This is a genomic window from Carnobacterium mobile DSM 4848 (assembly GCF_000744825.1).
Lineage (GTDB): Bacteria > Bacillota > Bacilli > Lactobacillales > Carnobacteriaceae > Carnobacterium_A > Carnobacterium_A mobile.
This window is the reverse complement of the sequence record NZ_JQMR01000001.1, coordinates 857,720-882,411: the sequence shown is the minus strand read 5'-3', so window position 1 is coordinate 882,411 and position 24,692 is coordinate 857,720. Positions and strand designations below refer to the sequence as shown.

The following is a 24,692-nucleotide window of genomic DNA, read 5'->3' as shown; positions in this document are numbered from 1 at the left end:
TAGTGTACTAGTAGTTAGTGAAGAAAAGCACCAGCTGCTAGTAAATATTATAAATAAGAGAATCAATCAATAATAAGATTCTAATAGGGGGAAATACAAGATGAAAGTAGTAGTAATTGGCTGTACGCATGCAGGTACATCAGCGGTTAAAACCATCCTAAATGAAAATCCAGAAGCAGAAGTAGCCGTTTTCGAACGTAATGACAATATTTCATTTTTATCATGCGGAATCGCTTTATACGTTGGCGGTGTTGTGAAAGATCCAGCAGGATTGTTTTATTCCAACCCTGAAGAACTAGCATCCATGGGTGCCAAAGTTAAAATGGAACACAATGTAAAAGAAATTGATACAGATGCTAAAAAAGTTATTGTGGAAGATATGAAAACAGGAGATATTTTTGAAGAATCGTATGATAAGCTAGTCAATACTACAGGGTCTTGGCCAATCATTCCTCCAATTCCTGGAATTGATTATAAAAAAATCCTTTTGTGTAAAAATTATAACCAAGCAAATGAATTAATTGCTCAAGCAACTGATGCTAAAAAAATCACAATTGTGGGCGGCGGTTATATTGGAATCGAATTAGTAGAAGCATTTGCTGAATCTGGTAAAGAAGTCACTCTGATTGACGGTCTGGATCGCATCTTAAATAAATATTTAGATAAAGAGTTTACAGATGTGCTTGAAAATGACTTGCAAGAACGCGGAGTGAAATTAGCTTTAAACCAAGCGGTTAATGGATTTACTGCTAACGAAGCGGGAGAAGTAACATCCGTATTGACTGCCCAAGGGGAATATGAAGCCGATTTAGTGATTATGTGTGTAGGTTTCCGTCCAAATAATGATTTGTTGAAAGACAAAGTAGATATGCTGCCAAATGGCGCAATCATTGTTGACGATTATATGAGAACGAGCAACCCAGATATTTATGCTGCTGGAGATAGTTGTGCAGTTAATTATAATCCAAATGGCGGGCATGCATACATTCCGTTAGCTACAAATGCGGTTCGTATGGGAACCTTAGTTGGGAAAAACATTGTAGAACCAAAAGTTAAATACAGAGGAACACAATCTACTTCAGGTTTGTATTTGTTTGGATATAATATCGGTTCAACAGGTGTTACAACAAGTGGTGCACCACACTTTGATTTAGAGGTCCGTTCTGTTTTAGTTAAAGATAATTACCGCCCAGAATTTATGCCGACAACTGAAGAAGTATTGATGCAATTAGTATACGAAGTAGGCACAACACGAATTGTTGGTGGACAAATCATGTCTAAATATGATGTAACACAATCTGCAAATACATTATCTTTGGCTATTCAAAACAAAATGACAATTGAAGATTTAGCTTATGTTGATTTCTTCTTCCAACCTCATTTTGACCGTCCATGGAATTACTTGAACATATTAGCGCAAGCAGCTGTAGAACAAGAAAGAAAATTAGCTGAAAAATAAGTAAGATTTTAGAATAATAAGTAAACCAAAAAGACGTGCTGTATATCCTATCAGCATGTCTTTTTGGTTTTAGTTTAAGGAAAGAAGAAGAGGAATCAAAATCTATCGGATAGAAATAAATTTCAGAAGCAGTGTTGATCCAAGATTTTTAGACTCTGTCTTTTACTGAGTACCTATGCTAAAATTCAAACTGGCTCTTTATCTTGTTTGAAAAACACATGAAGAGACAGGATAAAGTACAAATCAGATATTTTGTGAGTGGGTAATTTTCAGGAGATAAAAGATGCTGAAACTTGTTAAGAGGAGGTACATAAGACCTTTTTATTCTTAGTTTTTCTGCTCTTAACCTTAATTCTGAAGAGAATCGCTCTACTAAGAAAGGGACGTTTATGAAACTGAATAAAAAAATGCTTTCAGGGATTGTAGTCATCTTACTTATTCTGACAGGAAATTATGTTGTAATGGATACAGCAAAAGAAACTCCTTCCGAGCATCAAGCAGATAATCGCGCTTCTATAGAAGTACAACGGGTAATTGACGGAGATACCATCGTTTTTAAAGAAGCAGGCCAAGAGTATAAAATGCGCTTGCTTTTAATTGATACTCCAGAAAGTTCGACTACTAAAACAGGTTCTGTACAACCTTACGGTAAAGAGGCAAAAGAATTTTTAATTAATTATTTAAAAGGGAAAACACTTACGATCGAATATGAACCTACTCAAAAAAGAATAGATAAATATGGAAGAGTATTGGCCTATTTGTTTGCTGATGGCACATTAGTGCAAGAAATATTGGTTCAAGAAGGCTTAGCAAGGGTTGGATATGAAGAGGGTCAGGAAGTTTATCTTGATCAATTGTTGGCTGCTGAACAAGTAGCGGCAAGAGAACAATTAAACATTTGGTCTATTAAAAATTACGTTGGAGAATATGGATTTAATGAAAAATAAAAAAAATAAAATTCTGTTAATGAATATGTTATAATAACTTGACTAATGATAAGAAAAGGGTGTTGACATGTAACGACATGCCATTAAGTATATAGAAGGTTAAATAAATGATTTGAATGAGGGATTAATAATAATGGAACAAACGTTAAAAGAAGAAGTAGCATCGCGAAAAACATTCGCAATTATTTCCCACCCAGATGCCGGAAAGACAACTATCACAGAACAATTATTACTTTTTGGTGGAGCCATTCGTCAAGCTGGGACTGTAAAAGGGAAAAAAACAGGGAAATTTGCAACATCTGACTGGATGGAAATTGAAAAACAACGTGGAATTTCTGTTACGAGTTCAGTTATGCAATTTGATTACAAAGATAAAAGAATCAATATTTTAGATACACCTGGACACGAAGATTTTTCTGAGGATACTTATCGAACATTGATGGCCGTTGATAGTGCAGTGATGGTAATTGATAGCGGTAAAGGAATTGAGCCTCAAACAAAGAAATTGTTTCAAGTTTGTCGAATGCGTGGTATTCCTATCTTTACATTTATCAATAAACTGGATCGTGATGGAAGAGAGCCGTTGGAATTATTGGAAGAATTGGAAGAAGTATTAGAAATTGATTCTTACCCTATGAACTGGCCTATTGGAATGGGAAGAGGTTTATTAGGTTTATATGATAATTACAATAAAAGAATTGAAATCCATCATCCTGAGATAAATGGGAGAAACGGCGAAAAGATAGTTGAATTAAATGCTGCTGGTGAGATAGAAGGCGATCACCCAATCAAAAAATCAACATTGTATGATCAAGCACTGGAGGACATTGAACTATTAAATGAAGCAGGCAATGAATTTTCAGAAGAAAAAATTGCTAAAGGGGAATTGACGCCTGTTTTCTTCGGTTCTGCTTTAACCAATTTTGGAGTGCAGACTTTTTTAGACACATTTATTCAATTTGCTCCTAGTCCGTCAGCTCATAAAGACAGAGATGGAGACATTATAGAAGCCGCTAATGATGAATTTTCAGGTTTTATTTTTAAAATTCAAGCCAATATGAACCCAGCTCACCGAGATCGGATTGCATTTATTCGAATTTGCTCTGGGGAATTTGATCGAGGAATGGATGTTACCCTTGCTCGAACGAAAAAGAAAATCAAGCTTTCCAATTCAACACAATTTATGGCAGAGAGTCGAGAAACGGTGCAAAATGCTGTAGCTGGAGATATTATTGGTCTCTATGATACCGGGAATTTCCAAATCGGCGATACGCTTTTTGAAGGCAAACAAGATATTGAATTTGAAAAACTGCCACAATTTACGCCCGAGATTTTTATGAAAGTTTCGGCAAAAAATGTGATGAAACAAAAATCATTTCATAAAGGTGTACAACAATTGGTTCAAGAAGGTGCTATTCAATTGTATAAAACCTTCCATACAGAAGATTATATTCTTGGTGCAGTAGGCCAATTACAATTTGAAGTTTTCCAATACCGGATGTTGCATGAATACAATTCAGAAGTTATTATGACACCGATGGGCAATAAAATTGCTCGTTGGATCAAACCGGAAGACTTGAATACTAATATGTCTTCCAGCAGAAACTTATTGGTTCGGGATCGTTATGATCAACCGTTATTTTTATTTGAGAACCAATTCGCGATGCAATGGTTTGCTGATAAATACCCGGATGTTGAATTGACAGCATTACTATAAAACATCTAACCAAAATAAAAAAAAGGCTGAAACGGTGAATTTAAATTCACCGTTTCAGCCTTTTTTCTAACTCGTAAATACAAAAATAATATAAAAAGAGCAAAAAAAGACAATTATTTTTAATTGACAGGTATAGAAAGCTCGACAATATTTGGCGCATGTAAGATATCAACCACATCAGGCGTAGTCTCTAAAATATTTTCAATCGCAAATTTTATTTCAGCATTTTTTATATTTCGTTCTTTATTTACTAAAAGAACATCTTTATGGGTAGGAGCTCCCGAAAAAACAACGGTTGTGGGTCCTAGTGTATAGACTTTAATAAAATTAGCATCAGTGTTTCCTAATTGTTCCGTTACTAAATCTATATGGCTATTCGTAACATCGATCAGCTTCATTCTATTCACCTCTTTTTTTAAGACTATTAGATTAAACCTATTATATAATTAAAATTCCATAAACTCAAAGTAAATTAATTGGCTGGATGAATAAAAGAGAGCGAGACTGCTAATTCTAGTCTCGCTCTCTTAATCAACTTATTTTTTATCGGTATTGTTTTCGTTTTGGTCTGCTGTTACTAAAGAAGCTTCACTTTGTTTAGCGGTGACATGGATTTCTCCGTTTTCATCAACAGTAGCGCTTAAATTTTTGCTTTCAGGGTGATCAAGATAAAAGTCAGCAATCCGGTCTTCTATCTGTTCTTGGATCACACGGCGCAATGGACGTGCTCCTAATTGAGGATCATAACCCAGCTCTACTAGTTTTTCTTTTGCACGTTGGTCAGCTTCAATTGTAATTTTTTGATCTTTCAACATATCATTAACATCATTTAACATCAAGTCTACGATAATAAGAAGGTGTTCTTTTTTCAAAGAATTGAATTCGACGATCGCATCAAACCGGTTAATAAACTCAGGTTTAAAGAACTCTGTTAAATGATTTAAGACAGATTTTTGGTTGCCTTTAGAAGCAGCGGCAAAACCGACATTTGCTTCAACCGTACCTGTGCCTGCGTTACTCGTCATAATAATAATTGTATCTTTGAAACTTACAGTACGTCCTTGTGCGTCAGTTAAGCGTCCATCATCTAAAATTTGCAAGAACATATGCAAAACATCAGGATGTGCTTTTTCGATTTCATCTAGTAATAAAATACTATAAGGATTGTGACGGACTTTCTCAGTCAATTGTCCAGCTTCGTCATATCCTACATATCCTGGAGGAGAACCGATCAACTTAGCTACACTGTGTTTTTCCATATATTCACTCATATCGAAACGAATGTAGGCTTCTTTATTACCGAATAGTTCTAGAGCTAATTGTTTGGCTAATTCTGTTTTACCTACACCTGTCGGACCGACAAATAAGAAAGAACCAATTGGCCGATTTTTTTTGTTTAACCCGATCCGGCTTCTACGAATAGCTTTAGAAATTTTCTCAATTGCTTGATTTTGGCCGATTACATGTTGACGTAAGTCAGCTTCTAAATTACGCAATTGAGTTTGTTCTTTTTCTTTTAATTCGCCTACAGGAATATTTGTTTTTGTTTCAATAATCTTGACCATATCTTTTCCAGTTACAACTGGGCGTTCAGCTTCAGGTTGTTGTTGATCCCGCATGGCTGCAAACTTAGTAGCTTGGTCACGATAGAAAGCAGCCTTTTCATAATCTTCTTGCTGCAAAGCCAATTGTTTTTGATGTGCTGCTTCAGCAATTTTATCTTCAACTACCTTTGGATCAATTGCTTGAATCGTCAAGTTTTTCTTAGAGCCCGATTCATCTAATAGATCAATGGCTTTATCCGGTAAGAAACGATCTTGAATATAACGGTTAGAAAGAGTAACCGCATCTTTAATGGCTTCTTCTGTATAAGTGACTTGGTGATAATCTTCGTATTTTTTTTGAATACCTTTTAGAATATCGATCGTTTCATCAACTGTTGGTTCGCTGACACGTACAGGTTGTAAACGTCGTTCTAAAGCAGCGTCTTTTTCAATAGTGCGATATTCTTTTAATGTTGTTGCTCCAACCATTTGTAACTCGCCTCGTGCTAAAGCAGGTTTTAGCATATTACCTGCATCCATACTGCCTTCCGCACTACCTGCACCTACGATTTCATGGACTTCATCAATAAAAAGAATAATTTGTGGATTTTTTTTCAGTTCATCCATTAATTGCTGCATACGTTCTTCAAATTGCCCGCGAATTCCAGTTCCTTGAACTAGAGAAGCAACATCTAAACGAATCACTTCTTTATCCATTAGTTTTTGTGGAACTTCTCCATCCACAATTTTTTGAGCTAATCCTTCCACAACAGCTGTTTTACCTACACCGGGTTCTCCAGTTAGAACAGGATTATTTTTTGTGCGGCGATTTAAGATTTCGATTACTCTTTCAATCTCTTTATCACGTCCGATAATTGGATCAATCGCGCCAGATCTAGCTAAATCAGTTAGATTGGTTCCAAATTCTCCCAATAAACCTTTTACTTTATTTGTCGGCGGTTGCCCATTACCGGAGCCGCCACCTCTTTGTGTAGGGGGTACCCCTTTATAATTTTGAGACAATGGGTTTTGCATAGACCGGAAAAAATTATCTAGATTGCCAAACCCAAAAGGATCTTGAGGAGTTGGATAATTATTTTGAATAGAGCCTTTTTCATTAGCTTCTTTTAAGAGACGGTAACAATTTTGGCAGATATCTAATTGGCCTTTTTGACCATTCATATTTGTATATAAATGAATTGTTGCATCTTGTTGATGGCAATTTTGACATAACATATAGTATGCACAACCTTTCAATAATTAAAGTTAGGAGGTCCTGCAGGAAAGATTAATCAATGTTAAGAATCTATTGACCTTTCCTGACCTTCATGTATTCATTATACACTGACCTTGTCTGACATACAAGTAATTTGTTCTATCATTTGTTAAAAAATTAGGCTAAAATAATAAGAAACAAGAAAGGAAGAAAGAAAAAAATGACAAACGAATCTCTTGAACGTCAGCTTGAAAAGTTAATAGAAGGTGAGCTAACTGAAATGGTCATAGCAAAAGAAAATTTTATGCAATTTAGAGAAATATGGATGAATCATATTCAAAAAGATCATATTATTGGGGAAGCAAAGCACAATGGTGAAGTAGTTTATCGCTTTAGAACAAATAGTTAGATAGAAAAAAGAAGGCAGAAGAAAAAGAAAAGATAGAAAATAGTTGTAGTATGCTCTTAAAAATGGTAATCTAGGAAGATGAAAGGGTTATTTTTAGAAAAGGGACATTTAGATGTTTGTTGTTTAAAGAATTCTAGGATAAAAATAAACCTCATAAAAAATTATTATTTATTAAAGGAGATCAAACATTATGGAAAAACGCGATTTTCATGTAATAGCTGAAACAGGAATTCATGCACGTCCTGCAACTTTATTAGTACAAACAGCTAGCAAATTCAACTCAGATATTAACCTAGAATATAAAGGTAAATCTGTTAACTTAAAATCAATTATGGGTGTTATGTCATTAGGCGTAGGCCAAGGTGCAGAAGTTGTTATCAGTGCAGATGGTGCTGATGAAGCAGAAGCTATTTCAAGCATTGAAGAAACAATGAAGAAAGAAGGTTTAGCTGAGTAATGGTTGAAAATTTAAAAGGGATTGCTGCAAGTGATGGTATTGCGATTGCAAAAGCTTATCTACTTGTTGAGCCCGATTTAACTTTCGACAAATTCTCAGTTGAAAATTCTGATTCAGAAATTGAACGTTTAAAACAAGCGTTAAATAAAGCTACCCAAGAACTTGAGCTGATCCGCGGTAAAGCTGTTGAAACTTTAGGCGAAGAAGAAGCTCAAGTTTTTGACGCGCATTTAATGGTTCTTTCTGATCCTGAATTAATTGGGAGTATCGAAAGTAACATAAGAGATAATAAAGTAAATGCTGAAAGCGCACTAAAAGAAGTAACGGATATGTTCATTGGCATTTTTGAAGGTATGGAAGATAATCCATATATGCAAGAGCGTGCTGCTGATATTAAAGACGTTACTAAGCGTGTCTTAAGTCACTTACTAGGCGTGAGATTACCGAATCCTTCAATGATTGATGAAGAAGTAATTGTTATCGCCCATGACTTAACGCCAAGTGATACAGCCCAATTAAACCGTAAATTTGTGAAAGCATTTGTAACGGATATTGGTGGTCGTACGTCTCACTCTGCAATTATGGCTCGTTCTCTTGAAATTCCGGCAATTGTCGGAACAAAAGAAATCACATCTCTCGTAAAAGAAAACGATATGATTATTGTAGATGGATTAGAAGGCGATGTCTTAGTTCATCCTGAAAATACCGATATTTCTTTTTATGAAGAGAAAGCCTCAAAATTTGCAGGGCAAAAAGCTGAATGGGAAAAGTTGAAAAACGAAAAAACCTATACAGCTGACGGCAAACATATTGAATTAGCTGCTAATATCGGAACACCAAAAGACTTAGCTGGTGTGAAAAATAACGGTGGCGAAGCAATTGGTTTGTACCGGACAGAGTTCCTTTATATGGATTCACCTGACTTCCCGACTGAGGAAGCTCAGTTTGAAGCTTATAAAGCTATTTTAGAAGGTATGGGAGACAAAGCTGTAGTTGTTCGGACGATGGATATCGGCGGAGACAAAGAATTGCCTTATTTAACATTGCCTCATGAAATGAATCCATTTTTAGGCTACCGGGCTATTCGAATTTGTTTAGCTGAACAAGATATGTTTAGAACCCAATTACGCGCTCTTTTACGGGCTTCTGTATTTGGTAAATTGCGTATTATGTTCCCGATGATTGCAACACTAGGAGAATTCCGTGATGCTAAAGGGATATTGTTAGAAGAAAAAGAAAAATTAGTCAAAGAAGGCGTGGAGGTTTCAAATGATATCGAAGTCGGTATTATGATTGAAATCCCAGCAGCAGCTGTTCTTGCAGATCGCTTTGCTAAAGAAGTTGATTTCTTCAGTATTGGAACGAACGACTTAATTCAATATACAATGGCAGCTGACCGAATGAACGAACGCGTTTCTTATTTATACCAACCATATAATCCATCTATTTTACGTTTGATTAAGAACGTCATCGACGCTTCTCATAAAGAAGGTAAATGGACAGGAATGTGTGGAGAAATGGCTGGCGATCAAACGGCAGTACCACTATTGATGGGATTAGGCTTAGATGAATTCTCAATGAGTGCTTCAAGTATTCTAAAAACTCGTAGTTTAATGAAACGTCTAGATACAACGAAGATGGCTGAATTAGCGGAAAAAGCAATTAATGATTGCGACACAGCTGAAGAAGTAGTTAAACTAGTTGAAGAATATACAAAATAAAAAAAGTTACAAGAATCTTTAGATTCTTGTAACTTTTTTTGTTTTAAAATCGTACTTCAGGCGGAGGGAGCAGCGTTAAATTTTTAGTATACTATTTTAATAAGCTCTCTGCGTAGAAATCTGAAAGACATGGGAACTTAAAGGCTAAAATCTATGTTTTTACATAAAACTAAGTATAATAAATTAAAGGGGTGAAAAATAATGAAAGTTGGAATCTTTACAGATACTTATTTTCCGCAAATAAGTGGAGTTGCAACTTCAATAAAAACTTTAAAAAAAGAGCTGGAACGTCAAGGGCATGAAGTGATTATTTTTACAACCACTGATCCAAAAGTACAAGAAAAAGAAGAGGGAATCGTCCGCTTGACAAGTATACCCTTTTTTTCTTTTCAAGACCGACGTATCGCAATAAAAGGGGTTTACCGCGCATTAAAGATAGCTAAAGAGCTTCAATTGGATATTATTCATACACAAACCGAATTCAGCTTAGGTTTGACTGGAAAGTATATTGCCTACCAATTAAAAATTCCATGTGTCCATACTTATCATACAATGTACGAAGATTACCTTCACTATATTGCCAATGGTAAAGTTCTTAGACCCACACATGTTAAGTTAGTGTCAAAAATGTATTGTAATAAATCCTCTGGCATTATTGCACCAAGTGAAAAGGCACGAAAACAACTGTTGAATTATGGAGTAGTTTCAAGAATAAGTGTGATTCCTACTGGAGTTGATTTAGAGCATTTTTTGAAGGAAAATAAGCGAGACGTCCGTAAAGAACTTTCTTTTTCAAAAGATACGCTATTGCTTCTATCTTTAAGCCGAGTAGCAAAAGAAAAAAGTATTGATTTGCTTATTAAAGCAATGCCGGAAATTTTACTTCATCAACCTGCAGCAAAATTAGTCATTGTGGGAGATGGGCCAGCCAGAAATGAGCTGGAAGAATTGGCGCATTCATTAGGGTTAGCAGGTACGATTTTCTTTATAGGCGAAGTAGCTAGCTCCGAAGTTCAAGCTTATTATCAGGCAGCTGATTTATTTGTCAGCTCATCAAATTCAGAATCACAAGGGTTGACTTATATTGAAGCAATCGCCTCCGGAACGGATATTGTAGCCCGTCTAAATGAGTATACAGAAACGTTAACGCAAAATGGTTCTTTTGGCATGACGTTTAGTGATGACTCGCAAATTGCAGAGACAGTATGCAGTTACTTTAATCAGAATAAAAAAATTCAAAGGGTAAAAAAAGAACGAACCAATTTGTTAAACTCCATTTCGTCCGAATTGTTTGGAGAAAGAGTTTTACAATTTTATAGAGAGACTATTCAGCAGTACATGCACGAAAAAGAGGTCGCTGTCCATTCAAATCATTAAAATGCAGATAAGAAAGGAGGGAAATAAAGCTATGATTAGAATAACCATGTTTTCTTCTGCTGACAAAGTAGCTGGACAAGGCGTAGGAAGTGCATATGTTGAGTTGCTTCAATTATTAGAAAATTACCATTCTTCTACTTTATTGGTTTCTATTAATCGTTATACCAAAACGCAAATCAGCCATTATCATACGATTGATCCAATTTTTTTTATTAGTACATTTTTTAAACACCATTTTGGCAGACGAATCGGTTATGTTCATTTTTTGCCTTCCACTTTAAAAGGCAGTCTTCAATTGCCTCGTTGGGTAACAGGCCTCTTTTATTGGTACGTGATTGCTTTTTATAAACGAATGGATCAGCTTGTAGTTGTGAACCCTTCTTATATTACCGAACTAATGAAATACGGAATACCAGAAGAGACAATTACGTATATCCCTAATTTTGTTTCTAAAAAAGATTTCTATTCTTTAGAGCCTCATCAATTAAATCAAATAAAAACTTCTTTAGGCCTAAAAGAAAATAAACTTATCGTTTTTGGAGCTGGACAAGTGCAAGAACGGAAAGGGGTAATGGACTTCATTAAGCTAGCTGAAGCAATGCCTGATATTCAGTTTATTTGGGCAGGAGGATTTTCATTTGGCAAACTTACTGATGGTTATGAAAAATTGAAACGAGAAATGGAACACCCGCCTAAAAATTTATTGTTTACTGGTATCGTTGGAAGAACAGAAATGCTCCATTATTACAATATAGCTGATGTTTTTTTGCTGCCTTCCTATGATGAACTCTTCCCCATGTGTATTTTAGAAGCATTTTCTTGTGGGACTCCTGTGGTCTTAAGAGACTTAGCACTCTACCTTCCTGTATTGGCAGGGTACTATTTGCCTGCTGCTGACCGAGAAGCAATGCAAGGAGAAATTGAACGTTTAGCGAGTGATCCTGCTTATTATCAAGCAGCACTGCAAAAAGCAACTGCTGGTAACCAAGCTTATTCAGAAGAGCGTTTAGCACAGATATGGGGAGACTTTTATCAGCAGCAAGAAAAAAAGAATGTGCAAAGATAGAAAATACCTCTTTCGGGTTAATGGTTATTCTTTTTAGTTTATTCAGCAAAATGCTATACTAAAATCAATGACTAAATGAAAAGGAGTTGATGTAAGTGAAAAAAATTGGATTTATCGGAATAGGAGTAATGGGATCTTCAATTGTTAAACACTTGCTAAAAGCGGGTTATGAGGTAAATGTTTACAATCGAACAAAAAGCAAAACAGATGAGGTGGTTGCTTTAGGAGCCAACTGGTATGCTGATCCAGCAACTGTTACGAAAGAAAGTGAAGTAGTTTTTACGATTGTTGGTTATCCAGAAGATGTAGAAGAAACTTATTTTGGAGAAAAAGGGATTTTTCAAACAGCTACAGCTGAACATATTTTAATCGATATGACAACTAGCACCCCTTCATTAGCCGTGAAACTGTATAAAAAAGGAAAAGAAAATGGAATAGCCGTGCTAGATGCACCTGTTTCTGGTGGAGATTTAGGGGCTCAAAAAGGAACATTGACGATCATGGTCGGTGGTGATGAATCAACTTATGCTGCTATAGAACCTATTTTTAAAGAATTTTCAAGTAAAGTAAACTTGCAAGGATCAGCTGGAAAAGGTCAACATACTAAAATGGCCAATCAAATCATGATTGCCGGAACGATGACAGGAATGACAGAGTTGCTGGTATACGCTGACGCTGCAGGACTTGACTTAGAAAAAGTATTAGATACTGTTGGCGGTGGAAGTGCAGGAAACTGGTCGTTAGCTAACTACGGACCGCGTATTTTACAAGGTGATTTTTCACCAGGATTTTTTATAAAACATTTCGTAAAAGATTTGAAAATTGCTCTCAATGAAGCGAGCAGAATGGATATTGACTTGCCATTTACAGCATTAGCGCAACAATTGTATGAAAAACTTGAAACAAATGGCCATGGAGATGAGGGGACACAAGCCTTTATTAAATTATGGTGGCCTGACGGGAAAAGAAAAATGAACTTCTAAAAAAATATAAAAAGTTGCTCTGAAAGTTAAAGAGCAACTTTTTTTTACCTGATTGTCATTTTACTATACCCTCTGAAAGAGAGAGGAAATCAAAAATTTCTTTTAGTCGCCTTGAAGGAAGTTCTAAAAAAAGAAGTTTTTAATGAAAAAAAGATGAGTTTACTGTCTTTTAATGAAAAATCTGTTAAAATAATGACTGAGTCAAGTCTGAAAGGGGCACGAGAAGATGAAACCTTCACAATTACAGGCGATTATTCGCCGGTTGGAAGCTATGCTAGAAGATAAAGAGAGTGAAGTTCAAATTCGTAGATTTGAAAAAGAAGGCTTAGAACGTTGCCTAATTTCCTATGATGCGAAGACTGCTACTTTTGAATTAGAAGATAGTTCAACTCACCAAGTTTATCAATTTGATGATTTGGATTTAGTCGCAATTGAGATTTTTGAATTGTTGCAAGATTAAAAATTAAAGGTTAAAGGTAAGCTTACTGAGTTAAGCTTGTCTTTAACCTTTTTTTGTAACAGTCAAGGATGAAAAGTTCAATAATACTGTAACAAAATTTTGGTTGTTTAACAAATGGTGTTGATCCAACGTTAGTGTCAAGATATTCTCGGTAAAATTACAAAAAAGATGAAATCACTTTTTATCTCTAACAATTATAGCGTTTGTCGCTGTTTTGTTCGGTTTTTATTTGTTGTTTTCTCGCAAATCCTTGACAAGGGGGCCCATTTCCCTTGAACCCTATTACCTATTCCTTTTAAAAAATTTAAACACGTCTCTGCCATCAGTCTACCAAGGGAAAACCCCTTATCAAGAACCGAGTCGTATCGTGCACAGCACGATCTCCACTCTTTTGCTGGTTAATAGTTAAAAATAGCACTCAAGTTTCCCGTGCTGCTGGAACGACTTACATGAGGAATCGATCCATGACGGACACCCTCATGAGTTTGGTGGGGTACTTTTTTATGGGCTGCCTTAAGGGCAGCTTTATAAGACGCACTGGCTTGTTTCTTATACTCCGGCTGCTGTTCAATGATGGCTCGATCTAAAGTTCCGTTTTTTAAACCCTCGATCACATAAACGACATGGGTCAGTCCTTTTTTAGACCAATACTTTCCTTGGCCTTTTACACGATAGCTATAAGGACGGTGGTTGCTCTCACAAGTTCCAATACCGTGAGCTGCTTCTCCCAGCCCTCGTTTATAAATGGGCGTCAAATACTCCCAGTTTCTTGAAAGGTAGCCTCTTAATCGTCTGATTTGCTCTTCTAGTTGGGCTGCTTGTTCGTCTCCGATGATACTCTCAGCTGTATCTAAAACAGCTTCGACTGCTTCCCGCTCGTGATCTTGGATGGCTTTTTTTAGAGGAGATTGTAACTCAGGAACGAAGTTCAGTCGTTGTTTGATCTTTTGATTCACATGATACGTATCTCGTACATGTTCATGACGCAAGCAGCCTTGAACGACCGCATTAAATTTATCGAATTCATATCCAGAACCTCCATCACTGTTTGAAATGACAAGCGTATTCGTTAAGTCATAGTTGAGATAAAGGTAGTTTTGCACGAGACTCCAAGCCACTTCAGTACTGTCTGTGGAAGAGAAGTAATGCGTTCCTGTTAAACGAGTTCGTTTGCCGTTTTTTTCGACTCCTTCGGCAATTTGGATCCGATGGATCTCTCCACGTTTCTTTTTGATTTCTTTATACATCAGCCCATCGCCTTCTATGTACAGGAAAGGAACGTTCTTTTTCTCTTTCGGCTCAGTCAGTTTAGTGACGTCTAAAAGATGATTTTCTGTGTAATTCTGTTGAAACTCTCCCACTGTATCCAAGACGGCTTTGACTTTTGTATGGCTGATCGTAAAAGGCGTTAATAAGGCCGTTGCTTGTGCTGTTTTTCTTAATACTGTGCCGGAGGCGATCTCCGCAATGTTCCGTAAAAGAAGAGGAGAGAAGGTTTCTCTTGAAATAAAGCCCATTTCTTTATCTAATGGATAAAGTGCTTTTTCCATTTCTTTTTTCATTCTTCTTCGCTTGAATGTAACTTTTCCAAAAAGAAACTGAATCGTACGAAGATCTCTTTTCTCGATTCTATAGCCTTGTTTCTTATATTCTTCTGCTAATCCATCATCGATATACTCTAAAATAAGCTGCATAATGTCGCTGATTTTATTTGAAAAATAAACTTGTAATTTTCTTTCTGCATCGATTCCATCATTGGAACCCTTTATTATTTCGATAATTTCTGTTAAACTAATTTCCATGGAAAGTCATCCTCTACGATTATATTTAGGCGTACGAACCTATAATTGTATTGTAATGACTTTCCTCTTTTTTTGTCAATTTCATAAAAAAACAAGAATTGTTCGGCTTTGAATGTTTTAAATTCTCTACCACCAAAAATTTTACACTAAGTGATCCAACAAAATAAAATTTATTCTGGAATAGGCGGGTTTGCTTGTAGAAAGCCATGTGGACGTCTGGAGCTTACAATTTTCAGACTTTCAATCCTCAAACAAAGGCTAAAACGCTTTGTTTGAGTCTTAAATCTTTAGACATGTCTATAAGCACCCCTTATTCCTTTAGAAATATCCTGTAAATTATAAAGTCAAATTTTTTTGATGGAATAAGGTAGTTATCCATTCAGGAATTAGGTATAATAAATTTAAATTTAGATTAAAACCAAATTAAAAAATATTGAACGACAAAGGGGCACAACAAAATGAAACGGAAGATACAGGTCGGAATATTAGGTTTTGGAACAGTAGGCAGCGGTGTTTTGCGTATTCTAAAACAGCATGAAAGCAAAATCAAACAAATAACAGGAGAAGAATTGAACGTAAAGAAAGTATTGGTTCGCAATGTTGAAAAAAAACGTGGAGAATTTTCTGAAGGAATTGAATTAACCACAAATGCAGCTGATATTTTAATGGATGAAGATATTGATATCGTAGTAGAAGTTATGGGCAGTATTGTCCAAGCAAAAGACTACATTTCTCAAGCTTTAAAAGCAGGAAAACATGTCGTAACAGCTAATAAGGACTTGATTGCTTTGCACGGAAATGAATTAGTAGCATTAGCAAATGATTATCAGTGTGATTTATACTATGAAGCTAGTGTTGCAGGCGGCATCCCTATTTTGCGGACAATTGTTGATAGTTTAGCTTCTGATCACATTCAAAAAGTTTTTGGAATCGTGAATGGAACAACTAATTTTATGTTATCTAAGATGACCAATAACAACGATACATACGAAGAAGCATTGCAAAAAGCACAAGAATTAGGTTTTGCTGAAAATGATCCTACTAATGATGTCGACGGCATCGACGCAGCTAGAAAAATGGTGATTCTGACTCGTTTGGCGTTTGGTATGAATGTAGAATTAGAGCAAATTGAAACAAGAGGAATCCGCGATATCCAATTAGCAGATATTGAGATGGCAAAACGGCTTGGATACCGCATCAAATTGATTGGTGCAGCTATTGAAAAAGACAATAGTGTACGAGTTGATGTAGGACCGGTTTTAGTTCCGGAAGACCATCCTTTAGCGGGTGTACAAAATGAAAATAATGCTGTTTTTGTTGTAGGTGCTGCGGTAGGAGAAACCATGTTTTATGGGCCAGGAGCCGGAGCTTTACCAACCGCTACCAGTGTCGTAAGTGATCTTATTACAGTAGCTAAAAATATTGGTCTAGGAACGACAGGAACGGTTTTTAATTCTTATCAGCATGAAACGAACCTCACCGAAGACAAAGACGTAGAATCAAAATATTACATGGCTATTGACATGCAAGATCAGACAGGCCAATTTTTAGAGTTGACTAAAATTTTTAATGAATCAGATGTAGGTTTTGATCAGATCATCCAACAGCCATTTTCAAAAGCGTCTGCCAAAGTAGTGATCGTGACGCATAGAATGAATAAAGCGCAACAAAATCGGATTATAAATGACTTGAAAAAAGCTGAAGGAATGAACTTGTTGGTCTGTTTTAAAGTAATGGAGGGGAAATAATGTACGAAGGATTGTTAACTAAATACAAGAAAGTTTTGCCCGTAACGCCGGATACGCCTATGATTTCGCTAAGTGAAGGAAATACTCCTTTGATTCCATTACCTAATTTATCTAAAACTTTAGGAATCACATTATACGGAAAATACGAAGGGTTAAATCCAACCGGTTCTTTTAAAGACCGAGGAATGGTGATGGCAGTAGCAAAAGCGAAAGAAGAGGGAGCAGAAGCGATCATTTGTGCATCTACAGGAAACACAAGCGCTTCAGCAGCTGCTTATGCAACTAGAGCAAATATGAAAGCTTATATTGTCATACCAGAAGGGAAAATCGCATTAGGCAAACTGGCACAAGCGGTAATGTATGGTGCAGATATTATTTCGATTCAAGGTAATTTTGATGAAGCTTTGCGTGCTGTTCGCCAATTAGCTGAAACAGAAGCCGTTACTTTAGTCAATTCCGTTAATCCTTATCGTTTAGAAGGCCAAAAAACAGCCGCGTTTGAAATTTGTGAAGATTTAAAAAAAGCGCCAGATGTTTTAGCTATTCCAGTCGGAAATGCTGGTAATATTTCAGCTTATTGGAAAGGGTTTAAGGAATGGAATGAATTGCATCAAACTGGACTGCCTAGAATGCATGGTTTTGAAGCAGAAGGTGCTGCTGCTATTGTTAAGGGACAAGTGATTGCTCAACCGGAAACCATTGCAACAGCAATTCGCATCGGCAATCCTGCCAGTTGGGAATTGGCAGAAGCAGCGAGAGATGAATCAAACGGAAAAATTGATTCTGTTACAGACGATGAGATCATTGACGCGTATAAAAAGGTAGCTGCAATGGACGGTGTGTATATTGAGCCGGGGTCAGCAGCTTCGTTAGCGGGTGTGATCAAAGATAGAAAGAGCGGAGCCATTCAGGCAGGAGAAACAGTTGTATGTGTGTTCACCGGTAATGGGTTAAAAGATCCTGATACAGCAATGAATGTGACGGAGATTCCCATTGTGAAATTAGACGGTATTGAAGAAATGAGAACTCATTTAAAGGCAGGTGTTTCTAAAAATGCTGACTATTAGAGTCCCGGGTACAACCGCCAATTTAGGCCCAGGGTTCGATTCATGTGGATTAGCTTTAGATCTTTATTTGACGCTTGAAGTTGGAGAAGAGCAAAGTGAATGGCATATTGACCATCATTTAGGGGAGAAGATCCCAAAAGATAAAGAAAATTTGATCATTCAAACAGCCTTGTCCTTAGCTCCGAATCTGGTTCCAAGAAAGCTGATGATGCAAAGCGATATTCCTTCTGCTCGCGGTTTGGGCAGCAGTTCAGCAGCGATTGTAGCCGGCATAGAATTGGCAAATCAACTTGAAGAGTTAGAACTGACACCTATGGAAAAAGTGAATGTAGCAGCAGCTATTGAGGGGCATCCGGATAATGTAGCACCAGCTATCTTAGGCGATTTTGTAGTTGCGAGTCAGTTAGATAAAGAAGTATATGCAGTTAAGCATGCTTTCCCTGAAACAGGAATTTTAGCGATCGTGCCTAAAAATGAATTGCTGACTACTCAAAGCCGAGAGGTGCTGCCGAAAACAATGTCCTATTCTAAGGCGATCAAAGCTAGTGCGATCAGCAATGTTATGATCAGTGCTATTCTATCGGGCGATATCAGCTTAGCAGGGAAAATGATGGGAAAAGATTTATGGCATGAAACCTATCGAGAAAAGTTCATTCCGCAACTGAGGATGATTAGACAATGGGCAATTGAAAATGGTGCTTATGGAACTTTTTTAAGCGGTGCAGGGCCTACCGTAGTGGTGCTTGTTCCAAAAGCTAAATTGAATGAAGTGAAAAATGGATTAAGCATACAATTGACGGATATGCTGATCAAAGAAGTTAATGTATCGTCTTTAGGAATACAATTAAAAAAGTAAAAAAACAATCTTCTGCAAACTAAACTTTGCGGAAGATTGTTTTTTTGATTTTAAAGTTTGCCGACAATTTGAGTGCCATGAACTTCATTTACACCTAATTGTTCGATCACGTGTTGAGCATTTTCGTTTGTAATGCCGCCTCCAGGCAGGATGACAATACGACCATCGGCATAATCAACTAATTCTTTTAAGTGAGGCAGGGTAGTTTCAATAGGTAGATCTAATGAGCCGCCATGGGTCAAAATGCGTTGAACATCATGATCGATCAACCAATCGATGGCTTCAAATTGTCGACTAACGGGGATGGCATCAAAAGCCATATGGAACGTTACCTGCAACCCATAAGATTCTTCTAAAATCTGTTCCATCGCGTCTTCGTCCAGCCAGCTTTCCTCATTTAAACAACCTACAACAATCCCATCTAAACCTAAATTTCGTGCTTCGATAATATCATAGCCCATTATTTTTAACTCAGAATCATTGTAGATAAAATTTCCGCCGCGAGGACGAATGATTGCCATTACGGGAATAGTATGTTCTGCACAATAATCTATTGTTTCGTGCATGACTCCTTTACTGGGAGTCGTGCCGCCACTTGCTAGGTTATCACATAATTCAATTCTGTTTGCCCCTTGGGCAATGGCTTTTGCCACATACGTATAATTTTCAAGACAGACTTCTTTCAAAAACACTCCATCACTCTCCAATTTTAAAAACATTTTTTCTAGTATAACATGAAAAAATGTTTTTGGTTCTCTAATCAACACTGCATTGAATATTGTAAAAGTCTTCGTTATAATAAAACGGAGCTGGCAGACAGTAAACGATTCATTAAAATAAGAGGCAATTTCTTGATAAGTTATGAAAGACTCAAATCAAAGGATGGTAAACATGAAAATTTTAGTTCAAAAATTTGGCGGTACTTCTGTTAAAGATGAAGAGAGCCGCCTAGCAGCAGAAAAACATATTGTTCATGCGGTTTCAGCCGGGTATAAAGTAATAGTAGTTGTTTCGGCAATTGGCCGTCTAGGAGATCCTTATGCGACAGATTCTCTATTGGAATTAATTGGCGGAGCTCGGAGTTATTTAGATTTGCGTGAGAAAGATATGCTGCTTTCGGTTGGCGAAACGATTTCAGCAGCTGTCTTTACTAATGGATTGAAAAAAAATGGGTTAACCGCTGTCGGATTAACGGGACAAGATGCAGGCATCGTTACGAATGAAGAGTTTGGTAATGCTAAAGTACAACGAATTGAAACAGAACACATTTTTGCTCATTTTAAAATGAATGATGTGGTAGTGGTGACAGGTTTTCAAGGAATCAGCGAAAGTGGACATATCACAACAATTGGACGCGGCGGCAGTGATACAACCGCTGCCTTTTTAGGAGCTGCTTTTAAAGCGGAGAGTATCGATATTTTTACAGATGTTTCGGGAATGATGACTGCTGATCCTCGATTGGTTGATAAGGCCAAGTTTTTAGAAGTGGTCAGTTACCGAGAAGTAAGCAATATGGCGCATGAAGGAGCAAAAGTGATTGATCCGCGAGCTGTAGAAATTGCTATGCAATCTGGAATCCCATTGAGAATCCGCTCGACTCATCAACCGGTCACTAATACAGGCACATTAGTGACTCATATTGAAAGTCAAATTGAACATTATCGTTTGGTGACAGGTATTGCTCATGTGCCTAACTTAGTTCAATTCAACGTTCAAGCTTCTCGGAAAATACAAGAAGCGGTTTTTACTTCACTGGCTGAATTGAATATTAGTGTAGACTTTATCAATATTTTTCCTGATCATATTGTGTTTACATTGCCGCAAACAGCATTGGAAAAGGCTCAAACGATCCTGAATGAACAAGATGCTGCTTATACCCTGATTGAAAACTGTGCAAAAGTAGCGATAGTGGGAGCTGGAATAACAGGAGTACCAGGGATTATTTCTAACATGATCACGACTTTGGACAAACACAACATACCAATCTATCAATCTGCAGATAGTTATACAACTGTTTGGATTTTAGTAGCAGAAAAAGATTTGAAAGTAGCAGTAAATGCCTTGCATACTGCCTTTTTACAAAATTAGAAATAAGCTAAAAACGACTGAGTTTGATTGCTATTTTGTGGTTTTGGCGTATAATTAAACTAATAGTAAACTTGAGGAGTACTGTGCATAGTGCTCCTATTTTAATGGATAGGGAGAAAAAATGTTAAATATATTTAAACCAACGTGGATGATAGAAGCTATTTACCACCTGACACCTGAACAATTAAAAGAACAAAATATTAAAGCTGTTTTAACTGATTTAGATAATACTTTGATCGCATGGAACAATCCAGACGGAACAGAAGAACTGATTCAATGGATCAAAGTAATGGAAGAAGCGGGCATCCCTGTTGTGATTCTTTCAAATAATAATGACGAGCGCGTTAAAAGGGTTGCCAGTGCTTTAAATTTGGACTATGTAGCCAGAGCTATAAAACCCACTGTCATCGGGTTTAAAAAAGCAGAAACGAAGCTAGGTCTACCAAAAGAAGAAATTTTAATGGTTGGAGACCAGATTATGACAGATGTTTGGGGTGCCAATTTAGCAGGAATACGAACCGTATTGGTAAAGCCTATTATCAATAGTGATGCATGGAATACGAAATTAAATCGCTTTATGGAATTGCGTGTTATGAACTATTTAATCAAAAAGAACCCGGATATGAGATGGAGGAAGTCATTACATGGCGAAAGAGTTAATGAATGAAGAAGAAATACGGTGTATCGGTTGTGGAGCACTTATCCAAACAACAGATAAAGAAGCTCCAGGGTATACTCCAGAGTCAGCGTTGGAAAAAGGACTTGAGAACGGTGAGGTTTATTGCCAACGGTGTTTCAGGTTGCGTCACTATAATGAAATTCAAGATGTTCATTTAACAGATGATGATTTTTTAAAATTATTAAATGAAATCGGTACGGAAGATGCCTTAATTGTTAATGTAATTGACATTTTTGATTTTAATGGCAGTTTGATTCCTGGGTTACACCGTTTTGTGGGCAATAATCCTGTTCTTTTAGTTGGAAATAAAGTAGATTTATTGCCTAAATCATTAAAAAGAGGAAAAATGACCCAATGGTTGCGCGAACGAGCTTTTGAAGAAGGTCTGCGTCCAGAAGAAGTTATTTTGACAAGTGCTGTGAAGCCTAAAGAAATGGAAGCTTTATTAGAAACGATTGAAAAACACCGTAAAGGACGAGATGTTTTTGTGGTTGGAGTAACCAATGTTGGGAAATCAACCCTTATCAATCAAATTATAAAAATGACAGCTGGTGTGCAAAACTTAATCACGACTTCACAATTCCCAGGAACGACTTTAGATAAAATCGAAATTCCTTTAGAGGACGGCAAATTTTTAATTGATACTCCAGGCATTATTCACCGCCATCAGATGGCCCATGTTTTAGGAGATAAAGATTTAAAATTGATTGCCCCTAAAAAAGAAATAAAGCCGATGGTCTATCAACTAAACGAAGGCCAAACATTATTTTTTGGAGGGGTCGCACGGTTTGACTACTTGAAAGGTGGAAGACGCTCCTTTACAGCTTATACCTCTAATGACTTAAAAATTCATCGAACAAAGTTAGAAAATGCAGATAATTTGTATCAAAAACAAGTCGGAGAATTATTGCAGCCGCCAAGAAAAGATGAAGTAGCCGATTTTCCTGAGTTGGTTCGTTTCGAATTCACGATTAAAGAAAAATCGGATATTGTTTTTGCCGGCTTAGGCTGGGTAACAGTAAATGAGCCCGGAGCGATCGTCGCAGGTTGGGCGCCTAAAGGCATTAACGTAGTCATTCGTAAATCATTGATTTAACAAATAAAAGAATTGCTGATAGTGTGATTCAATAGGAGTAGAAAATGAAATTAACTGGAAAACAAAAACGCTTTTTAAGAAGCAAAGCACATCACTTAGATCCGATTTTTCAAATCGGAAAAAACGGCTTAAATCCGGAAGTGATTGTCCAAATTGGTGAAGCACTTGAAAAACGCGAATTGATAAAAATCAATTTATTACAAAACACAGACGAAACAGCTGATGAAGTAGCTGAAGAAATTGAAGCAGAATTAGGCTGCCATGCAGTTCAAGTCATTGGTCGCGTGATTGTTTTATTTCAGCCTTCATCACAAGAAAAGTACCAACGTATTTCAACAGAATTGCCATTAAAAAAATAAGAATAAAAAGTAAAGAAAGGTGATTATTTTGAAAAGGCAGACGGTTTCTTTTAATCAGACAGAAGTTCTTACAAACAGTATACCTGAAAGAACAGAACGAAAAAAAGTAGGTATCCTTGGAGGGACCTTTAATCCGCCGCATATCGGCCATTTGATTATTGCAGACCAAGTAGGTCAACAACTGGGGCTAGATAAAGTATGCTTTATGCCAAGTGCTAATCCGCCGCATCAAGACAAGAAGACAGCTATTGAAGCTGCTCATCGTATGAAAATGGTGGAAGCTGCTATACAAAATAATCCTTTTTTTGATATTGAAAAAAGTGAAGTCGAAAGAGGCGGAAAAAGTTATACCTACGATACTATGTTACAATTGACGAGAGCTAACCCAGATACGGACTACTATTTTATTATCGGAGGCGATATGGTAGAATATTTGCCTAAATGGTATAAAATCGAAGAGTTGTTGCAGTTAGTACAATTTGTAGGCGTGAATCGACCTGGCTACGCATTGACTACTACTTATCCCATTATTTGGGTAGATGTTCCATCAGTGAATATTAGTTCAACGTTAGTACGTAAAAAATTGGAAACGAAGTGTTCTGTTCGTTACTTAATTCCTGATGAGACATTAGCGTATATTTCTGAAAAGGGGTTATATCAAAATGATGATAAAACCAGACGAACTGATCTATAGTGGTGAGTATATCCCGTTAGATAGAAATGAATTACTTGAAAAAGTACAAGCACAAATGAGCTCAAAACGGTTCAAGCATGTATTAGGTGTCGAAAAAGCCGCTGTCGAGTTAGCTCAGCGTTATGGTGTTTCTATAGAAGCTGCTAGTATAGCAGCATTGACGCATGATTATGCAAAAGAACGCAATCCTCGCGAGATGCATGACTTGATTATCAGTGCAAATTTAGATTTAGAATTGTTACAATATGGCAGCGAGATTTGGCATGGACCTGTTGGAGCCATCTTAGTAAAAAAAGAATTGCATGTTCAAAATATAGAAATTTTAAATGCAATACGTTGCCATACAGTAGGTGCTGCTGAGATGTCTTTATTAGAACAAGTCATTTACGTTGCTGATTATATTGAAGCTGGACGTGATTTTCCAGGAGTTGAGGAAGCTAGGAAATTGGCTGCAATGGATTTAGAACAAGCTGTAGCATTTGAAACGGAACATACACTGCAACATTTAATTACGACCAAAAGAAAAATTTACCCCAAAGCAATCGAAACGTATAATGCATGGGTAGCGAAACCATAGGAGGAATATGATGTCAGAAGAAACAAGTGAAAAATTGTTAGGTTTAGTAGTAAAAGCTGGGGATGACAAACGCGCAGAAGATATTTTAGCAATGGATGTTAGAGAAATCTCGATATTAGCAGACTATTTTGTTGTGATGCACGGGAATAATGAAAAACAAGTTCAAGCGATTGCTGATGAAATCATTGATCAAGTACAAAAAGCAGGACTTGAAGTAAAAAGGGTTGAAGGCCGTGAATCTGCAAAATGGTTGTTGATTGATTTAGGCGATGTAGTCGTTCATGTTTTCCATTATTCTGAACGAGCATTTTACAATCTTGAAAAATTATGGAGTGATGCCCCATTAGTTGACATCACGAAAATGGTTTAA

At 36.7% G+C, this 24,692-nt stretch carries 24 protein-coding genes; 20 read left to right on the top strand and 4 right to left on the bottom strand.

The window, feature by feature from the left end:
- Positions 1–100 precede the first annotated feature (100 nt).
- The 3 genes from BR87_RS03995 (at position 101) to BR87_RS03985 (ending at position 4,123) form a co-directional block, all read left to right on the top strand.
- Complete coding sequence (locus BR87_RS03995; protein ID WP_035028972.1) at positions 101–1,459, top strand: FAD-dependent oxidoreductase; 1,359 nt, start codon at positions 101–103, stop codon at positions 1,457–1,459.
- Positions 1,460–1,848: 389 nt separating this feature from the next.
- Positions 1,849–2,406 carry a thermonuclease family protein gene (locus BR87_RS03990; RefSeq protein ID WP_035028970.1) on the top strand — a complete coding sequence of 186 codons (558 nt, stop codon included), beginning with the start codon at positions 1,849–1,851 and terminating at the stop codon, positions 2,404–2,406.
- Between the two features lie 133 nt (positions 2,407–2,539).
- Positions 2,540–4,123: a peptide chain release factor 3 gene (locus BR87_RS03985; protein ID WP_035028967.1), complete on the top strand. Its 1,584-nt coding sequence runs from the start codon at positions 2,540–2,542 to the stop codon at positions 4,121–4,123.
- A gap of 119 nt (positions 4,124–4,242) precedes the next feature.
- Here BR87_RS03985 and BR87_RS03980 read toward each other — a convergent pair whose 3' ends face one another.
- Together BR87_RS03980 and BR87_RS03975 are read right to left on the bottom strand one after the other, a co-directional pair.
- Entirely contained in the window at positions 4,243–4,521 is a 279-nt protein-coding gene (locus BR87_RS03980) for a DUF1827 family protein (RefSeq protein ID WP_035028965.1), read from the bottom strand.
- 138 nt (positions 4,522–4,659) lie between these two features.
- Positions 4,660–6,903, bottom strand: a complete 2,244-nt coding sequence (locus BR87_RS03975) for an ATP-dependent Clp protease ATP-binding subunit (RefSeq protein ID WP_035028962.1) — start codon at positions 6,901–6,903, stop codon at positions 4,660–4,662.
- Positions 6,904–7,103: 200 nt separating this feature from the next.
- Between BR87_RS03975 and BR87_RS03970 the strand changes: the two genes are divergently transcribed.
- From BR87_RS03970 to BR87_RS03940, 7 genes are all read left to right on the top strand, one after another.
- Positions 7,104–7,292, top strand: a complete 189-nt coding sequence (locus BR87_RS03970; protein ID WP_035028959.1) for a hypothetical protein — start codon at positions 7,104–7,106, stop codon at positions 7,290–7,292.
- Between the two features lie 190 nt (positions 7,293–7,482).
- The gene (locus BR87_RS03965; RefSeq protein WP_035028956.1) at positions 7,483–7,749 is read left to right on the top strand and encodes a phosphocarrier protein HPr; all 267 of its coding nucleotides are present in this window, start codon (positions 7,483–7,485) and stop codon (positions 7,747–7,749) included.
- Complete coding sequence (gene ptsP / locus BR87_RS03960) at positions 7,749–9,470, top strand: phosphoenolpyruvate--protein phosphotransferase (RefSeq protein ID WP_035028953.1); 1,722 nt, start codon at positions 7,749–7,751, stop codon at positions 9,468–9,470. Before BR87_RS03965 ends, ptsP begins: the two co-directional genes overlap by 1 nt.
- 201 nt (positions 9,471–9,671) lie before the next feature.
- The gene (locus tag BR87_RS03955; protein WP_035028950.1) at positions 9,672–10,847 is read left to right on the top strand and encodes a glycosyltransferase family 4 protein; all 1,176 of its coding nucleotides are present in this window, start codon (positions 9,672–9,674) and stop codon (positions 10,845–10,847) included.
- 31 nt (positions 10,848–10,878) lie between these two features.
- A complete protein-coding gene (locus tag BR87_RS03950; protein ID WP_035028946.1) occupies positions 10,879–11,913 on the top strand; it encodes a glycosyltransferase family 4 protein in 1,035 nt (344 codons plus the stop codon).
- Positions 11,914–12,008: 95 nt separating this feature from the next.
- Positions 12,009–12,896 (top strand): NAD(P)-dependent oxidoreductase, encoded by an 888-nt coding sequence (locus tag BR87_RS03945; protein ID WP_169741131.1) that lies wholly within the window; start codon positions 12,009–12,011, stop codon positions 12,894–12,896.
- A 226-nt stretch (positions 12,897–13,122) separates the two neighbouring features.
- Complete coding sequence (locus BR87_RS03940) at positions 13,123–13,356, top strand: YkuJ family protein (protein WP_035028943.1); 234 nt, start codon at positions 13,123–13,125, stop codon at positions 13,354–13,356.
- A 398-nt stretch (positions 13,357–13,754) separates the two neighbouring features.
- Here the strand turns inward: BR87_RS03940 and BR87_RS03935 are convergent, their stop codons facing one another.
- A complete protein-coding gene (locus tag BR87_RS03935) occupies positions 13,755–15,158 on the bottom strand; it encodes an ISLre2 family transposase (protein WP_051929618.1) in 1,404 nt (467 codons plus the stop codon).
- Positions 15,159–15,616: 458 nt separating this feature from the next.
- Here BR87_RS03935 and BR87_RS03930 point away from each other — a divergent pair, with 458 nt between their 5' ends.
- The 3 genes from BR87_RS03930 to thrB are packed head-to-tail and all read left to right on the top strand — an operon-like array spanning position 15,617 to position 18,829.
- Positions 15,617–16,906, top strand: coding sequence for a homoserine dehydrogenase (locus tag BR87_RS03930; protein WP_035028941.1), 1,290 nt, complete (start codon positions 15,617–15,619; stop codon positions 16,904–16,906).
- On the top strand, positions 16,906–17,973 hold the full coding sequence (thrC, locus tag BR87_RS03925; protein ID WP_035028937.1) for a threonine synthase: 1,068 nt from the start codon (positions 16,906–16,908) through the stop codon (positions 17,971–17,973). Before BR87_RS03930 ends, thrC begins: the two co-directional genes overlap by 1 nt.
- Positions 17,963–18,829 carry a homoserine kinase gene (thrB, locus tag BR87_RS03920; RefSeq protein WP_211249993.1) on the top strand — a complete coding sequence of 289 codons (867 nt, stop codon included), beginning with the start codon at positions 17,963–17,965 and terminating at the stop codon, positions 18,827–18,829. Before thrC ends, thrB begins: the two co-directional genes overlap by 11 nt.
- Positions 18,830–18,879: 50 nt before the next feature.
- Here thrB and BR87_RS03915 read toward each other — a convergent pair whose 3' ends face one another.
- A complete protein-coding gene (locus tag BR87_RS03915) occupies positions 18,880–19,548 on the bottom strand; it encodes a copper homeostasis protein CutC (RefSeq protein ID WP_192986463.1) in 669 nt (222 codons plus the stop codon).
- 172 nt (positions 19,549–19,720) lie between these two features.
- On the opposite strand from BR87_RS03915, the gene dapG reads away from it, so the two are divergent.
- The 7 genes from dapG (at position 19,721) to rsfS (ending at position 24,692) form a co-directional block, all read left to right on the top strand.
- The gene (dapG, locus tag BR87_RS03910) at positions 19,721–20,917 is read left to right on the top strand and encodes an aspartate kinase (protein ID WP_035028930.1); all 1,197 of its coding nucleotides are present in this window, start codon (positions 19,721–19,723) and stop codon (positions 20,915–20,917) included.
- Between the two features lie 121 nt (positions 20,918–21,038).
- On the top strand, positions 21,039–21,584 hold the full coding sequence (locus BR87_RS03905; protein WP_035028928.1) for a YqeG family HAD IIIA-type phosphatase: 546 nt from the start codon (positions 21,039–21,041) through the stop codon (positions 21,582–21,584).
- Entirely contained in the window at positions 21,562–22,692 is a 1,131-nt protein-coding gene (gene yqeH, locus BR87_RS03900; protein WP_035028926.1) for a ribosome biogenesis GTPase YqeH, read from the top strand. Before BR87_RS03905 ends, yqeH begins: the two co-directional genes overlap by 23 nt.
- A gap of 44 nt (positions 22,693–22,736) precedes the next feature.
- A complete protein-coding gene (gene yhbY, locus BR87_RS03895; protein WP_035028924.1) occupies positions 22,737–23,051 on the top strand; it encodes a ribosome assembly RNA-binding protein YhbY in 315 nt (104 codons plus the stop codon).
- Between the two features lie 25 nt (positions 23,052–23,076).
- Entirely contained in the window at positions 23,077–23,745 is a 669-nt protein-coding gene (locus BR87_RS03890; protein WP_404813289.1) for a nicotinate-nucleotide adenylyltransferase, read from the top strand.
- Positions 23,717–24,322, top strand: coding sequence for a bis(5'-nucleosyl)-tetraphosphatase (symmetrical) YqeK (yqeK, locus tag BR87_RS03885; RefSeq protein ID WP_035032776.1), 606 nt, complete (start codon positions 23,717–23,719; stop codon positions 24,320–24,322). Before BR87_RS03890 ends, yqeK begins: the two co-directional genes overlap by 29 nt.
- Positions 24,323–24,332: 10 nt before the next feature.
- Entirely contained in the window at positions 24,333–24,692 is a 360-nt protein-coding gene (gene rsfS / locus BR87_RS03880) for a ribosome silencing factor (protein ID WP_035028922.1), read from the top strand.

What these genes read in the sequence shown, in the direction of transcription:
- BR87_RS03995 (WP_035028972.1), top strand. Translation starts at nt 101, where the DNA reads ATGAAAGTAGTAGTAATTGGCTGTACGCATGCAGGTACATCAGCGGTT.
- BR87_RS03990 (WP_035028970.1), top strand. Translation starts at nt 1,849, where the DNA reads ATGAAACTGAATAAAAAAATGCTTTCAGGGATTGTAGTCATCTTACTT.
- BR87_RS03985 (WP_035028967.1), top strand. Translation starts at nt 2,540, where the DNA reads ATGGAACAAACGTTAAAAGAAGAAGTAGCATCGCGAAAAACATTCGCA.
- BR87_RS03980 (WP_035028965.1), bottom strand. Translation starts at nt 4,521, where the DNA reads ATGAAGCTGATCGATGTTACGAATAGCCATATAGATTTAGTAACGGAA.
- BR87_RS03975 (WP_035028962.1), bottom strand. Translation starts at nt 6,903, where the DNA reads ATGTTATGTCAAAATTGCCATCAACAAGATGCAACAATTCATTTATAT.
- BR87_RS03970 (WP_035028959.1), top strand. Translation starts at nt 7,104, where the DNA reads ATGACAAACGAATCTCTTGAACGTCAGCTTGAAAAGTTAATAGAAGGT.
- BR87_RS03965 (WP_035028956.1), top strand. Translation starts at nt 7,483, where the DNA reads ATGGAAAAACGCGATTTTCATGTAATAGCTGAAACAGGAATTCATGCA.
- ptsP (WP_035028953.1), top strand. Translation starts at nt 7,749, where the DNA reads ATGGTTGAAAATTTAAAAGGGATTGCTGCAAGTGATGGTATTGCGATT.
- BR87_RS03955 (WP_035028950.1), top strand. Translation starts at nt 9,672, where the DNA reads ATGAAAGTTGGAATCTTTACAGATACTTATTTTCCGCAAATAAGTGGA.
- BR87_RS03950 (WP_035028946.1), top strand. Translation starts at nt 10,879, where the DNA reads ATGATTAGAATAACCATGTTTTCTTCTGCTGACAAAGTAGCTGGACAA.
- BR87_RS03940 (WP_035028943.1), top strand. Translation starts at nt 13,123, where the DNA reads ATGAAACCTTCACAATTACAGGCGATTATTCGCCGGTTGGAAGCTATG.
- BR87_RS03935 (WP_051929618.1), bottom strand. Translation starts at nt 15,158, where the DNA reads ATGGAAATTAGTTTAACAGAAATTATCGAAATAATAAAGGGTTCCAAT.
- BR87_RS03930 (WP_035028941.1), top strand. Translation starts at nt 15,617, where the DNA reads ATGAAACGGAAGATACAGGTCGGAATATTAGGTTTTGGAACAGTAGGC.
- thrC (WP_035028937.1), top strand. Translation starts at nt 16,906, where the DNA reads ATGTACGAAGGATTGTTAACTAAATACAAGAAAGTTTTGCCCGTAACG.
- BR87_RS03915 (WP_192986463.1), bottom strand. Translation starts at nt 19,548, where the DNA reads ATGTTTTTAAAATTGGAGAGTGATGGAGTGTTTTTGAAAGAAGTCTGT.
- dapG (WP_035028930.1), top strand. Translation starts at nt 19,721, where the DNA reads ATGAAAATTTTAGTTCAAAAATTTGGCGGTACTTCTGTTAAAGATGAA.
- BR87_RS03905 (WP_035028928.1), top strand. Translation starts at nt 21,039, where the DNA reads ATGTTAAATATATTTAAACCAACGTGGATGATAGAAGCTATTTACCAC.
- yqeH (WP_035028926.1), top strand. Translation starts at nt 21,562, where the DNA reads ATGGCGAAAGAGTTAATGAATGAAGAAGAAATACGGTGTATCGGTTGT.
- yhbY (WP_035028924.1), top strand. Translation starts at nt 22,737, where the DNA reads ATGAAATTAACTGGAAAACAAAAACGCTTTTTAAGAAGCAAAGCACAT.
- yqeK (WP_035032776.1), top strand. Translation starts at nt 23,717, where the DNA reads ATGATAAAACCAGACGAACTGATCTATAGTGGTGAGTATATCCCGTTA.
- rsfS (WP_035028922.1), top strand. Translation starts at nt 24,333, where the DNA reads ATGTCAGAAGAAACAAGTGAAAAATTGTTAGGTTTAGTAGTAAAAGCT.